Genomic DNA, 14,210 nt, shown 5'->3' with positions numbered 1-14,210 from the left:
GGTTTGAGCAATCTCGGCTTGTGCCGTCGTGTTGCTATGCATGATATGGAGAAACTATCAATCAATCTACTTGATTATATTTATGCTATTAATTGGTGTTGGCTATGGGTATGGGCAGGCTAAACAGAGGGGTCAGGTCTTAAACAAAGGGGTCAGGTCTTGTTTTTTGCACCCGGGCGCAAAAAACAAGACCTGACCCCTTTGTCTGACCCCTTTGTCTGGCTGTGGATGGTCAGGCTTTGCGGCGTTCGCGCGGCAGCCAGGGGCGGATTTTCAGGTAGATCACTGCGCCCAGCCCGGCGACGGCGCAGCCGACCACGGTGTTTTCCATGCGGGCAATGGCCAGCAGGGTGGAGGCCTGCGGGTAGCCGAAGTCCAGCAGCACCATCACCAGGGCGGTGATCGGTACGACGGCCAGCCAGTAGCTGCGATTGAGCAGCAGGGCGGTGGCGGCGCCCAGCAGCATGGACAGCACGGCCAGCCAGGCTTCGTTGTGGCACCAGGTCAGGATGGCCCAGCCGATCAGGGCGCCGATCAGGGAGCCGGCCAGACGTTGTACCAGCTTGGCCAGGCTGTGCTGCGGGTCGTAGACGGTGACGATGGCGATGGTCAGCGGCACCCAGTAGGCACGGGTCAGGTCCAGGCCATAGGCGATGGCATAGCCGGCCAGAATCTTGCTGGCGAAATAGAAGGTGAAGTCGCCATTGCTGTGGCGGCGGCGCAGTAGCCGGTTCATGGCTTCAAACAGCATCGGGCCGAACTGTTTTTCCGGTTTGCCGCTCAGCAGTCGGTCCAGCAGCACCGACAGAATGCCGGTGAGGCCGCCCAGCAGCAGGTAGCTGCCGGCCAGCGGCGACAGGCGCGGGTCACTGTTGCCGAACAGAAAGGCAATCAGCCAGTACTTGCTCATCAGCTCCACCGAGGTGCCGGTGCCCTGCAGCCAGCCGGCCAGTAGCGAGAAGGCCAGCAGGAAGGCTAGCGGGGCGCCCGGCACCCAGCGTCCGACATAGCCGGCAATGCCGCACAACAGCATGCCGACGGTCATATAAACGATGGCGACGATGCGTTCGCTGGTCTGGCCGCCGTTATCGACAAACATCGAATATAGGCCCGCCACGCCGCCATACACCGCCGGCATGAACTCGCCGCGCCACAAGGCAATGAACAGCGGCAGGCCGATGGCGATGGCGCCGCGCATGGCGCGTCGCCAGTTGGCGGGCTGGCTGTTGTCAAAACTCAGTGCGGGGTGCAGGAAATGACGCATGGCAAGAGGGGCTAAGGGTGATGGAGCGGGAAATTAAAGCAAAAGTTGTCATATGAAAAGGGTTTTCTGATCACGGTGGGCCGGCGGGTCAAGCCATGGTCATATCGACCAGGCTCACTGCGTCAGATCAAGCCTTGCTGTAGCTGTCTCACTACACCTCACAACCCTTGTGGCATATCAAACAATGCGACTTGCCGCTGTCCTATGATGCGTGCGACGGCGCCATACCGGCGCAGCGACACGCGGCACAGGGAGTCGCAGTGTGGCGGGCAGGTTTCTTTTTCCCGAAAGGGTTTTCCATGACTTATCCGGTATACGGGATATGGGACGGCAAGCGTTATGACTACCGCCGCAAGGCACCGAAGGATCCGGTGACGGTGGTGAAAGGTCTGGAAACGCTGATCCCCGACAATCCCACCAGCGGTTTCATCGCTGATCGCGGTTTCCTGGTGTTTGATGGCAAGGCCAATCTGGCGCAGATGTTCCTGCAGCACATGACCCGTGCCGCGCAGGAGTCCTGTGGCCGCTGCACACCGTGCCGTGTCGGCACTCAGCGCCTGCGCGATCTGCTGCACCAGTTTGCCTATGACGAAACCCGTGGCGAGGTGCTGGCAGAGATCGAACTGCTGGCGCAGCAAGTCACCGAGACCTCGCTGTGCGGCATGGGCCAGACCTGTGCCAAGGCGCTGTGGCAGGCGCTGCGCGAATTCCGCGACGAATTCCGTCCGCTGACTGTGGCGCAGTGTGCCCAGACCCCGGGCAGCTTCAGCTATACCACCGCGCCCTGTATCGAGGTCTGCCCGTCCAAGGTGGATGTGCCGAAGTACATCGATGGCGTCAAGGGGGGCAAATTCGACTACGCCCTGGGCGTGGTGCTGGAAAAATATTCCATGGCGGCCACCTGCGGACGCGTTTGTGTGCGTTTCTGCGAAGACGCCTGTCGCCGCAAGGCGGTAGACGGTCCGGTCGGCATTCGCATGCTCAAGCGTTATGCGGCCGATGTGGCGCTGTCCGGCGGCAAGGCGCTGGACATTCCGGTGCCGACGCTGAAGCGTGAACAGCGCGTGGCGGTCATTGGCGCCGGTCCGGCCGGCATCACCTGTGCCTACAAGCTGCTGCTCGATGGCTTCCAGGTCGATCTCTACGATGCGCAGAAGTCTGCAGGCGGCATGGCCTCGGTCGGGATTCCGAGCTATCGCCTGCCCAAGGATGTGCTCAAGGCTGAAACCGAAACCCTGATTCGCCATCTCGGCGGCCGTTTCTTCTTCGACAAGGCGCTGGGACGGGATTTCACGCTGGACGATCTGACCGCTCAGGGCTATCAGGCCGTATTCCTCGGTTATGGTGCCAGCCAGGGCACGCTGCTGGGGGTCAAGAACGAAGATCCGACGCTGGAAGGTTATGAGTCCGGGGTCGACTTCCTGCTCAAGGTGCACAAATACGTCGAGTATGGCCTGCCTTACGAAGTGACTGGTGATGTGGTGGTGGTCGGTGGCGGCAACGTGGCCATGGACTGTGTGCGTTCGGCCAAACGCATGGGTGCTCGCTCGGTGCATCTGGTCTATCGCCGCACCGTGGATGACATGCCGGCCGATCGCGAAGAAATCGTCGCCAGCGGTCACGAGGCGATTCATTTCCATTGCCTGCAGAACCCGTCCTCGCTGGTGGTTCAGGATGGCCGTGTCACCGGGGTCGAGCTGGTGACCATGCGTCAGACCGAGCTGGATGCCCGTGGTCGTCGCAGTGTCGAGCCGGTGCCGGGCAGCGAGCACATCATGCATTGCGATCTGGTGATTGCCGCGATTGGCCAGCAGGTCGACAAGAGTGTGCTGCGTCCGGAAGACGGCATCACGCTCGACAAGTGGCACTGCATCACCGTCAATCCGGATACGCTGGAAACCTCCCGCAAGGGCGTGTTTGCCGGCGGCGACTGCGTGCTCGGGCCGTTGACCCTGGTCAACGCGCTGGATCACGGCGATCGTGCGGCCGCCAGCATTCGCGAATATCTGTTGACTGGCAGCATCACCATCAAGCCGGAGGCGCGCATGCAGCAACTGCTGGCCGCCAACAAGCTGCTAAGCGGTGAGGGCGTGGATGTGGCACCGATACCGCGTGAACGGGCACATGTGCCGGAGCAGGCCGCCGAAGTGCGGGTGCGCAATTTCAAGGAAGTGGATGGCTGTCTGAGCAAGGAGGCGGCGTACGAAGAAGCCAAGCGCTGCCTGCGTTGCTACCGGGTTTATTCGCTCTCGACCGCTCGCCCGCTGGCCTCGGCCCGGGCAGGACAGTGAGGAGGCCGCCATGCAAGCATTGATTAATGGACAAGCGTACGACTTCAAGGCCGGGCAGACCATTCTGCAAGTGGCGCGCGAGCACGATATTTTCATTCCCACCCTGTGCGAACTGAACGATATCGACCACGCGCCGGGCACCTGCCGGGTGTGTCTGGTGGAAGTGAATGATGGCCAGAGTGCCGAGCCACGCTTTCTGACCGCCTGTGATACGCCGATGCAGGAAGGCTGGCAGGTGCAGACCCGCACGGCCAAGGTGCAGGACATGCGCCGGGTGCAGGTGGAAATGACCATGGCTGATCACCATCAGTCCTGTTCGACCTGCAAGCGCAACGGCAATTGCGAGTTGCTCAGCGTGGCCAATTCGGTTGGCCTGACCACGGTCGATTTCCATTACACCCAGGGCTGGGAAAACGACGAACCGATGGATGAGGGCCAGGCGATCATCTATGACCGCAGCCGCTGCATCCGCTGTCAGCGTTGCGTGGCTGTCTGCCGCAATGTGCAGAACATCGACTCGCTGGAGCTGGCCGGCTGGGGCAGTACCGCCGGCATCCGTCTCAAGGGTGGTTCGGTCGAGCCCTCGCCCTGTGTGACTTGCGGTCAGTGCGTGATGGTGTGCCCGACCGGGGCGCTGTCCGAGCGGGATCAGACGCAGGAAGTGCTGGATTATCTGGCCGATCCGGGCATTACCACGGTGTTCCAGATGGCGCCGGCCATCCGTGTCGGCTTCGGTGAAGAGTTCGGTCTGCCGCCCGGCCACAATGTCGAGGGGCAGATTATCGCCGCGCTGCGCAAGCTGGGCGCCGACATCATTCTCGATACCAACTTTGCTGCTGATGTGGTGATCATGGAGGAAGGTACCGAACTGCTCGGTCGTCTGAGCCAGAAGAAGGGCCCGACCTTCACGTCCTGTTGTCCGGCCTGGATTACCTTTATCGAGAAGCACTATCCGGACATGCGGCCGATGCTGTCATCAACCCGCTCGCCGCAGCAGACGCTGGGGGTGATCGCCAAGACCTATCTGGCCGAGAAGCGCCAGATCGATCCGGCGCGCATGCGGGTGATTTCCATCATGCCGTGTACCGCCAAGAAGGAGGAGGCGCGCCGGCCGGAGCATGTCAAGAATGGTCAGCCGGATGTCGATGTGGTGCTGACCATCCGCGAGTTCGCCCATCTGCTGCGTCGCGAGGGGATCGACCTCAAGCACATGACGCCGTCGGCCTTTGATGACCCCTATATGAGCGAGTACTCCGGTGCCGGGGCGATTTTCGGTACGACCGGCGGGGTGATGGAAGCGGCCTTGCGCACCATGTATTTCGTGGTGAACGGCAAGGAGCTGGAGCACATCGAAATTGGCCAGTTGCGCGGCTTCGAGAGTGTGCGTACTGCGCATGTCAATCTGGGCGGGGATTTCGGCGAGATCAAGGTGGCGATGTGTCATGGCCTGAAGGGCGCGCGCGAGGTGGTGGAAGCCATTCGTGCCGGCTCGGTCGACTTTGATTTCATCGAGATCATGGCTTGCCCGGGGGGCTGCGTGGACGGTGGTGGTACGCTGCGTTCCAAGAAGGCCTATCTGCCGCATGCGCTCAAGCGCCGGGCGACGCTGTATGACATTGACCGCCATACCAAGGCGCGCCAGTCACACAACAATCAGCAGGTGCAGAAGCTGTATGCCGACTTCCTCGAGGCGCCGCATTCGGAGAAGGCGCATCATCTGTTGCATACCAGCTATCGCGACCGCAGTTGCGTGCGCGCCGCCGATATTCGCGCCGTCTGGGGCGAGCAGGCGGAAGAAGGCCAGCGCTGATCGCTGAGCGAGCTGGATGTCATGACGCCCTGCCATGGAGACATGGCAGGGCGTTGTTTATTGCTGGGCGCGCCTGGGCGGGCAGGCAGGCGGCACTTATTCGGCCGGCAAGGGGTCGGGCGTTTTGACCGTGCGACGCTTGTTGAGCTCGCGCTCGATCTGTTCTGCCAGATCGACCACGCGCCGGGCAATCACCGGGATGTTGTTGATGCCGTCTTCCGGGTCTTTCCAGGAAGCGACAATGGTCGCAGCAGCGAGCAGGCTCGATTCATTCATGATGGGTTTTCCGTATGGGTGATAGCTGAAGCATAGTTGCTGCGCGGGGCGGGTGTACGGCTGAATCGGCAGGGCAGGAAGGGATCAATGAAAACGGGCGAGCCGGTTGGCATCGCCCGTTTTACGAGGGGGACCTCGGTTTGTCGGATTTACCGGATTTATCGCACACAGCGGCGACCTTCACGGTGGAATTGTTGCCAGGCAAAACGAATGGCGCTCAACAGTCGCATCATGATGATTCTCCTTTGGATTGGTTTTTGGCTGATGACCGGACCTCTGTGGTGCCGGTTGACTTCAAGCTACCGTGGCGCGGTGCTTGCAGCAATGCCATTTTCATTATTAACCCTTATTTTTTGCTGAAAATTCATTATTTATCGGTGTTTGCCGGGCGCTGGGTAGTTGAATGTCATTATTGTTGCTGCTTTGCAGCAAGTAGCTGTCGAACAGTGCCCGGGCAATCGGCGCGGCACTGGCCGCGCCAAAACCGGCGTTTTCGACAATGATGGCGACGGCGATGCGTGGTTTTTCCACCGGCGCAAAGGCGATGAACCAGCTGTGGTCGCGATGTTGTTCCGGCAGTGCGGCCGCATTGTATTTTTCGCCCTGGCGGATCTGGACCACCTGAGCGGTGCCGGTTTTGCCGGCCATGCTGTAGGCCAGGTCGCGGCCCAGACGGGCACTGGTCCCATAGGCCATGGCACCCTGCATGCCCTGCTTGACGTAGGCAAAATGTTCGGCGGCATAGGGCAGGCGTGTCGCGTCGGCGCGCGGCAGGGTGGTGTCCTTGTCGGCCGGTTTGCCGCCCGGGGTGATGGCCCGCACCAGATGTGGCGGATGGATCAGGCCATCGCTGGCGAGGATGGCGGTGGCATGCGCCATTTGCAGGGGCGAGTAGGCATTGAAGCCCTGACCGATGCCGATGCTGACCACATCGGCAGGCAGCCAGCGTTGTGCGGCGGGCTGGGCGCGGGCAAAGCGGCGGGCCTTCCAGGCTTTGCTCGGCAGGGTGCCGCTGGCCTCGCCGTCGAGGTCGATGCCGGTCTGGCTGCCCAGCCCGAAGCTGCCGACCACTGGGTGGATGCGTTCGATGCCCATTTCCCAGGCCAGCTTGTAGAAGAAGGTGTCGCTGGAAACGGCGATGGCACGCTGCAGGTTGACCATGCCGTTACCCTGCTTGCGGCTGTCGCGGAACTGGTGGCTGGAGCCGGGCAAGGTGAAGTAACCCGGTGCCGGGCGGATGTCGTCCATGGCGATGGCGCCGGTTTCCAGCGCCGCCATGGCCATGAAAGGTTTGAAGGTTGAGCCGGGCGGGTAGGTGCCGCGCAGCGCACGATTGAACAGCGGGCGCTGCCAGTCTTCGTTGAGTGCCTGCCAGTTGTCCTGGTCGATGCCGTCGACAAACAGTGCCGGGTCGAAGCCCGGTTTGGACAGCATGGCCAGGACTTCGCCGTTTTGCGGGTCAATGGCGACCAGCGCGCCACGCCGCTCGCCGAATAACTGTTCTGCGCGTTGCTGCAGGCGGATGTCGAGCGTCAGGTGCAGGTCACGGCCGGGCTCGGCCGGGGTCTGGCGCAGGCTGCGCACGAAGCGGCCGCGTGAGTCGGTCTCCACCTGCTGGCTGCCGATCTGGCCGCGCAGCCTGTCTTCATAGACTTTTTCCAGACCGATCTTGCCCATGGACTGGGCACCGCGGTAGCGAGCCTCATCCTCTGCTTCTGTCAGCCGTTTGCGGTCGTCGGGGCTGATCCGGCCGACATAGCCCAGCACATGACTGGTCAGCGCACCGTAGGGGTAGTCGCGGAAGAAGCTGGCACGAATGTCGATGGCCGGCAGTTGCCAGGCATTGGCCGCCAGCCGGGCAGCTTCTTCATCACTCAGTTTTTCCTTGATCACCACACTGTCGGCCGCGCGCTCCTGTTGCAGTCGCTGGCGAAATTGCCGCTCTTCGCGTGCAGACAGGCGGATCCAGCGGCGCAGCTCGACCAGCAGGGCATCAATGTCGCCTGCCTCGGCAGGCTTGATGTGCAGGGTGTGGCTGGCCAGATTGTGCGCCAGCACCGCACCGTGGCGGTCGAGGATGCGACCGCGCGCCGGCTCGACCGGCAGCAGGGCAATGCGATTGCTGTCGGCCCGGGTGGCGAAGTGCTGGTAGCGCACCAGTTGCAGACAGGCAAGGCGGCCGAGCAGCAGCAGGAAGCCCAGCAATACCAGTGAGCCGGCAATCAGCAGGCGCAGGCGGAAGCGGCGGTCTTCGTCGTGATCGTATTTCATGGGGTGAGGTGTTCCTGTGGTGTGGCGTCGTCCGGCTGATCCGGTGCGATGCCGAGAATGTGCAGCGCACCGCGCGCCACGTCGGCAAACACCGGCGCGGCGACTTCCCCGCCGTAGTACCGGCCGGCCCCGGGCTCATCCAGGGTGACGGCGATGATGATGCGCGGTGCCGTCCCCGGGGCAAAGCCGACGAACATCGCACGGTGGCGATTGGCGACATAGCGGCCGTTCTCCAGCTTGCGTGCGGTGCCGCTCTTGAAGCCGCTGCTGTAGCCCGGCACGCGGCCAGCCGGGTGTTCGCGCGCATTGCTTTGCAATAGTTTGTGTACGGCCTGTGCGCTGCCGCTGCTCAGTACCTGCCGTCCGGGTAGCGGGGTGCTCAGCTTGTAGAGCGAGACCGGCAGCAGCACCCCGTCGCTGGTCAGGGCGGTGTAGGCGCGGGCCAGTTGCAGCAAGTTGACCGAGACGCCATAGCCGAAGGACATGGTGGCCTGGTCGATCGGGTGCCAGCGTTCCCACGGGCGCAGCTTGCCGCTGGTCTCGCCGGGGAAGCCGCTGCCGGCCGGCTGGCCAAAGCCAAGTAAGCGATAGAAACGCCAGAAACGTTGCGGACTGATTTGCAGCGCCAGCTTGCTGGTACCGACATTGGAGGATTTGTGCATGATGCCGGCGATGTCGAGCCTGGGCTGCGGGCTGACGTCGCGCACCTGGCTGGCCCCGATGTAGTAAGGATGGGTGTCCAGCACGGTGCTCAGGGTGGCGATCCGATCCTCCAGGGCCAGCGCGATGGCAAAGGGTTTCATCACCGAGCCGCTTTCGAACTGGTCCACGACGCCACGCAGCCGTCGCTGTTCGGGTTGGACGCCGGCATGGTTGTTGGGGTTGAACGAGGGGTAGCCGGCCGCCGCCAGCAGCTCGCCGCTACGGGCGTCGAGCACCAGCACGCTGCCGCTGCGGGCTTTGTGTTGTGTGACGGCCTGGCGGATGGCGCGAAAGGCGAGGTACTGGATGCGGTTGTCGATGGCCAGTTCGATTTTCTGCCCGTCGCGGGCCGGCTGTGGTCTGCCCAGGCTGGCAATGATGCTGCCGCGGCGGTCTTTCAGTACCACCTGCTGTCCGGCGGCACCGGCCAGTTTGTCGTTCATGGCCAGCTCGATGCCTTCCTGTCCCTGGCCGTCGATGCCGGTGAAGCCGATCAGCTGGGCGGCGACCTCGCCGGTCGGGTAGTAGCGCTTGAACTCGCGCTGGGCAGCGATGCCGGGAATGTGGAGGGCCATGATGCGTTCTGCCAGTTCGGGGTCGATTTGCCGGCGCAGGTAGACGAAGTCGCGTTGCCGATCAGAAAGTCTGGCTGACAGATCCTGTAAGGGAAGGTTCAACAGCCTCGCCAGGGTGCGTAATTTTTCCGGTTCGACCGGTGCCATGTCGGAAGGGCTGGCCCAGATGGTCTGGACCGGTGTGCTGATGGCCAGCGGCTCGCCGCGGCGGTCGGTGATGATGCCGCGATGTGCCGGCAGCTGCAGAGTGCGCCGATAACGTGCCTCGCCCTGTTGCTGCAGGAAGGGTTGTTGGCGCCATTGCAGGTAGAGGGCGCGGCCGATCAGGCTGCAGAACGCCAGCGCCAGCAGCAGCCACAGCAGCAGGCTGCGCCAGGGCGGCACCGGGCGCACGGGTGTGCTGGTGGGCGCGCGTTTGTGGTCGCGGCTCACGGTTGCTTCTTTGCCGGGGTCGGTCTGGGTAAGTGCATGGTGCGGGCGTGGCGGGATCAAAGCGTCTTATTGTCTTGATCTCGCTGGCCCGCGGGGGCTGGGTGTCGGAGAAAATAAGCCTTCGTAAGGAGATTTCCGGGGGTGTCCCGAGGGCGGGCCGTGCCCCGGCGTCTCAGGCGCGGCTGGCTGCCTGATGGCGACGCAAGCGCCAGGCGTGTTGTTCGAGAAACTGCAGCGCACAGGCCTGACCGAGCCGATAGTCGTGGCGCAGTGCCTCCGGCTTGCTGCCCAGCAACTGGCTTTTCAGCGGGGTGCGCGGGGCCAGTTCGATGATTTTGACGCCCTGAGGGGGGCGGCGGATGAAATCATGCGCCAGCAGGTAGCCATCAAGATGGCTTTGCAAAATGGCGGCCATATTGCTCAGGCGGCCACCATGAAGCAGGCGTGGCGGCAGTTTGAGCGGTTTGACCGCATAGCTGGCCGGCAGGGTGCGCACGACCACGATGCAATCGGCACCGAGTTGATGGGCGGCGCATACCGGCAGCGGTTCACTGACGCCGCCATCCCAGTAGTTGGCTTCACCCAGTGTCACGCCACCGCGGTAGAACAGGGGAATGGCACTGGAGGCCTTGATGGTGCTGGCCCAGTGCGTCTGGTCGAAGGGCAGGTAGTTGGCGGCCAGGGTGTCGCTGCGACAGGCCACCATATGCAGTTCGCGGCCACGCAGCCGGCGTGCTGCGCGTTCGGCGTCGAGCGGGAACTCCTGCGCCGTGGTGTCGAACAGCCAGTCCAGATCGATCAGGTGGCCGCCGCGGGCGAAGCGCAGCGGGTCGAAAAAGGCCTTGTGACTGCTGTAGCGCAGGATGATGTGCCGGGCGTAGCCGCGGGTGCCGGCGGCATAGGCGGCGAGGTTCTGGGCGCCGGCCGAGGTGCCGACCAGGATACGAAAGGGAAAGAAGTCGTGCTCGAGGAAGGTGTCGAGAATGCCGGCGGTGAAAATGCCGCGCTGACCGCCACCTTCGCAGGCCAGCCCGAGCCGGCTGTGCCACAGCCAGGCGCCGGGATCTTGCTGACCGGTAAAGCGGATACTGAAGTTCATGACCTGCTCGCGCGAAAGGGTCAGGTCAGCATAAAACCTTCTGTGCGGTCTGACAAACCTTTTTGTGCACTGCGTCAAAAAAACAAGGCAGGCCACGGCGTTGCCCGGTCGGCCTGCCTTGTCAGCTTGTCTTGTCAGCCAGGGATCAGGGCTGCCGGGCGGGCGTCGCTCAGGACCACCAGTCGGGCTTTTTTCGGCTTGCGGCGTGGCGGACGAAACAGGGTCAGCAGGGCAGTATTCTTTTGCATCGATCGCTCCTTTGCGCGGGCGCGGCCTGTGGTCGCGGCATTTGTGTTAAACGTCTAGCCTAAATTAATCGTATGAAGTAACTATGATTGCGGCACTGCAAAATAGTTCACTGTGGTGTGAATTGATCTTTGTTGAGGCGGATTTGCCCTGGCGCAAGGGCGGTGCTTATAGATTATCGATTTATAATGTAATGTAATAAATATCCTAACCTGGTCATGAGGGCGTGAATGAGTACTCAGAAAGAGCAAAGGCAGGAAGTCTTTCAGCAACTGGGGCAGATGGCGCGCACCTTGCACAAGACCTTGCAGGACGTCGGGGTGGACAGTGAGCTGGCGCGTGCGGTGGATTCGATTCCGGATGCCCGCGAGCGGCTGGCCTATGTGCTGACCATGACCGAGCAGGCGGTATCCCGGGTGTTGAATGCCGTGGATGCCATGACACCGGCGCTGGAACAGAGTCAGTCCGAGGCGCAGGCTTTGCTGGCGCAGTGGGATCAGGTGGCCGGGCAACGGCGCGATTCAGCGGCTTATCGTGCCGCCATGCAGCGTACGCGTGATTTTCTGCAGCAGAGCGTCAGTGAGGGCGAGGCGCACAAGGCGCGGCTGATGGAAATCGTCATGGCGCAGGAGTTTCAGGATCTGACCGGGCAGGTGATCAAGCGGGTGGTGGAGGTGGCCGGCAAGATGGAAGCCGAGTTGCTGACGCTGTTGCAGCGCACTCAGCCGGGCAGTGGTCACAAGAAGAAGACGGACAGTCTGCTGAACGGGCCGGCCATGCAGTCGGATCTGCAGGGCGACCATGCGCTGGGGTCGCAGGCCGAGGTCGACAAGTTTCTCGATGACCTCGGCTTTTGAGTCGCAGCGTCTAGAACCAGCGGGTTGGGCGCTCGATGGCCAGCCGGTCGTTGAATTTGAGAAAGCCGGCGATGACACGGTAGATGTGCCAGATCCACAGGGCGCCCAGCAGCAGGAAGCCGATGCCGATGAGGGCGGTCAGCATGCCCAGCAGGCCGAAGGCCAGGGTGATCCAGAAGGTGCGGATCAGCCAGGTGAAATGGCTGGCATACGCGGTGCCGTCAGCCTCTCGCCGCTTGATCAGGGCGACGATCAGCCCGATCAGGGTGCACAGCGGGACGAACAGGCCCAGTCCGAAAAGTATGTAGCAGGCCAGGGTGACGCCGTGCAGCGGCGATGCCGGGTTGATCTGCCCATCGTCAATGACCGTTTCGTAATACATGTTTGTTCCTTGTTTGTCTGAATCCGCCCGTCCGGGCATGGGTTTTTTTACCGTATGTCGCTCCTGGCGGCAAGCCATTGCTGCCTTGCTCCCGTCAGAAGAGGCGCTACTGGTCCCAGGCTGGTTCCTCGCCAAAATATTCTGCCAGAAAATCCACCAGTGCCCGCAGGGCACTCGACATCTGTCTGCGTGAGGCATAAACGGCATAAATGCGCATATCGCGTGGCCGGAAGTTGGCCAGTACGGGTAACAGACGCCCGGCGCGCAGCTCGCCGGCCGCCAGGTAGGTCGGTAGTTGGGCGATGCCGACGCCAGCCAGGGCGGCGGCCATCAGTGAGGTCACTTCGTTGGCGCTGAGGTTGCCGCTGACGGCGACGGAGAGGGGGCCGTCCGCCTGCTCGAAATGCCACAGGCTCTTGCCGGCATACACGTGGGTCAGACAGTTGTGCTGTGCGAGTTCTTCCGGTCGGCGCGGCGGCGCATGGCGCTGCAGGTAGTCGGGAGAGGCGCACAGGATGGAGCGGCACAGGCTGATCTGCCGGGCAATCAGGTTGGGGTCGAGCTCGTTGGTGATGCGGATGGCCAGGTCGATACGTTCTTCTACCAGGTTGACGGTGCGGTCGAGCAGTTGCATGTCGACCGTGACGGCAGGGTGATGACTGACAAAGGCGCCGAGGGCGGCTGCCAGCTGGGCCTGACCGAAGGAGGTGCTGCAGGTGACGCGCACCAGGCCGCGCGGGGCGTCGTCCGGCGCGCGCAGGTTGTGTTGCAGCTCGCTGGCCATGTCCAGCATTTGCCGGCAGCGCGGCAGGGTCTGTTCGCCGGCAGGGGTCAGGCTCAGTCGCCGGGTCGTCCTGTGCAGCAGGCGGGCGCCCGCCCATTGTTCCAGTTCGGCCAGATAGCGCGAGACAACAGGGCGTGAAAGATCAAGCTGTTCGGCGGCGGCGGACTGGCTGCCGCTGTCGACGACGGTGACGAAGACCCGCATGGCGGTCAGTCTGTCCATGATTTGACCGTTTTTTGCAATAAACTGTGTCGGATTATAGGCTTTTTTGCGCTGTTATTTGCAACTATTCTGCAGTCCTGTTTGATCCATACGGATCGTTTGACTGGAGATCATCATGTTGCGACGTTTTGCTGTTGGTTCTGTTTTGTCTGCTTCGCTGGCCCTGGGGCTGTCGGTGAGTGCTTCTGCGGCCCCGACACTGCATCTGCAGGTCTACAACCCGGGCGAGAAGGCCTTTTTCCCGGTGTCTTCGGTGCTGGTCAGCGGTGAGCGCGATGCGGTGCTGATCGATGCCCAGTTCGGCAAGTCGCAGGCAGCGCAGCTGGTGCAGCTGGTGCGTGCCAGCGGCAAGCATCTGACGACCATTTACATCAGCCATGGCGACCCGGATTACTATTTCGGTCTGGAAACCCTGCATGCCGCCTTCCCGGATGCCCGGATCGTGGCGACGGCGGCGACGGTGGCGCATATTCGTGAATCGGCGGCCGGCAAACTGGCCTTCTGGGGGCCGAAGCTGGGCGCAGACGCGCCGAAAGTCACGCTGACGCCCAGTGTGCTGGCGGGCACCCGGCTGATGCTGGAAGGCAAGACGCTGGAAGTGCAGGGGCTGAAGGGCGACTTGTCGCGCAGCTATGTCTGGATTCCGTCGCTGAAGGCCGTGGTGGGTGGCGTGGTGTTGTTCAATAACCAGCATGTCTGGATGGCAGATACCCAGACGCCGCAATCGCATGCCGACTGGCTGGCCACGCTGGACCAGATTCGCGCCCTCAAGCCGGCGGTCGTGGTGCCGGGGCATACGCTGCCGGGCGCTGTGGCCGATAAGGATGCGCCGGCCTATACCGCTGGTTATATCCGTGCTTTCGATGCCCAGACGGTCAGGGCCGCCAGTGGCGACGCTTTGATCGCGGCCATGCGCCAGCTGTATCCGCAGGCGGGTGAGCCCGCTTCGCTGGAAATCAGTGCCCGTGTCGCGAAGGGCGAAATGAAGTGGTAAGCGAG

At 62.6% G+C, this 14,210-nt stretch carries 11 protein-coding genes; 4 read left to right on the top strand and 7 right to left on the bottom strand.

The genetic code is table 11. The features are described from left to right. Positions 1–232: 232 nt before the first annotated feature. Positions 233–1,264 carry an FUSC family protein gene (locus tag AACH39_RS03410; protein ID WP_215782426.1) on the bottom strand — a complete coding sequence of 344 codons (1,032 nt, stop codon included), beginning with the start codon at positions 1,262–1,264 and terminating at the stop codon, positions 233–235. 299 nt (positions 1,265–1,563) lie between these two features. On the opposite strand from AACH39_RS03410, the gene AACH39_RS03405 reads away from it, so the two are divergent. Further along, a complete protein-coding gene (locus AACH39_RS03405; protein WP_338620897.1) occupies positions 1,564–3,555 on the top strand; it encodes an FAD-dependent oxidoreductase in 1,992 nt (663 codons plus the stop codon). Positions 3,556–3,565: 10 nt separating this feature from the next. Further along, on the top strand, positions 3,566–5,365 hold the full coding sequence (locus AACH39_RS03400) for a [FeFe] hydrogenase, group A (protein ID WP_338620896.1): 1,800 nt from the start codon (positions 3,566–3,568) through the stop codon (positions 5,363–5,365). A 96-nt stretch (positions 5,366–5,461) separates the two neighbouring features. Here the strand turns inward: AACH39_RS03400 and AACH39_RS03395 are convergent, their stop codons facing one another. The 4 genes from AACH39_RS03395 to AACH39_RS03380 all read right to left on the bottom strand — a co-directional run bounded on the left by AACH39_RS03395 (position 5,462) and on the right by AACH39_RS03380 (position 10,720). Beyond that, entirely contained in the window at positions 5,462–5,641 is a 180-nt protein-coding gene (locus tag AACH39_RS03395) for a hypothetical protein (RefSeq protein WP_215782429.1), read from the bottom strand. Between the two features lie 339 nt (positions 5,642–5,980). Further along, positions 5,981–7,912 carry a penicillin-binding protein 2 gene (gene mrdA / locus AACH39_RS03390; RefSeq protein WP_338620895.1) on the bottom strand — a complete coding sequence of 644 codons (1,932 nt, stop codon included), beginning with the start codon at positions 7,910–7,912 and terminating at the stop codon, positions 5,981–5,983. Further along, positions 7,909–9,621: a penicillin-binding transpeptidase domain-containing protein gene (locus tag AACH39_RS03385; RefSeq protein WP_338620894.1), complete on the bottom strand. Its 1,713-nt coding sequence runs from the start codon at positions 9,619–9,621 to the stop codon at positions 7,909–7,911. The genes mrdA and AACH39_RS03385 overlap by 4 nt, the downstream gene beginning before the upstream one ends. 172 nt (positions 9,622–9,793) lie before the next feature. After that, on the bottom strand, positions 9,794–10,720 hold the full coding sequence (locus AACH39_RS03380; protein WP_338620893.1) for a patatin family protein: 927 nt from the start codon (positions 10,718–10,720) through the stop codon (positions 9,794–9,796). Between the two features lie 476 nt (positions 10,721–11,196). On the opposite strand from AACH39_RS03380, the gene AACH39_RS03375 reads away from it, so the two are divergent. Next, positions 11,197–11,823, top strand: a complete 627-nt coding sequence (locus AACH39_RS03375; RefSeq protein ID WP_215782433.1) for a protein phosphatase CheZ — start codon at positions 11,197–11,199, stop codon at positions 11,821–11,823. A 10-nt stretch (positions 11,824–11,833) separates the two neighbouring features. On the opposite strand, the gene AACH39_RS03370 is transcribed toward AACH39_RS03375, so the two are convergent. Then, complete coding sequence (locus AACH39_RS03370; RefSeq protein ID WP_215782434.1) at positions 11,834–12,205, bottom strand: hypothetical protein; 372 nt, start codon at positions 12,203–12,205, stop codon at positions 11,834–11,836. 106 nt (positions 12,206–12,311) lie between these two features. Continuing rightward, the gene (locus tag AACH39_RS03365; protein ID WP_215782435.1) at positions 12,312–13,211 is read right to left on the bottom strand and encodes a LysR family transcriptional regulator; all 900 of its coding nucleotides are present in this window, start codon (positions 13,209–13,211) and stop codon (positions 12,312–12,314) included. A 115-nt stretch (positions 13,212–13,326) separates the two neighbouring features. On the opposite strand from AACH39_RS03365, the gene AACH39_RS03360 reads away from it, so the two are divergent. After that, positions 13,327–14,205 (top strand): MBL fold metallo-hydrolase, encoded by an 879-nt coding sequence (locus AACH39_RS03360; RefSeq protein WP_338620892.1) that lies wholly within the window; start codon positions 13,327–13,329, stop codon positions 14,203–14,205. The last annotated feature ends 5 nt before the right edge of the window (positions 14,206–14,210 follow it).

The organism is Paludibacterium flexuosum (genome assembly GCF_037076605.1).
Lineage (GTDB): Bacteria > Pseudomonadota > Gammaproteobacteria > Burkholderiales > Chromobacteriaceae > Paludibacterium.
Note: the sequence above shows the minus strand (reverse complement) of the source record. Positions and strands in the feature narration are given on the sequence as shown.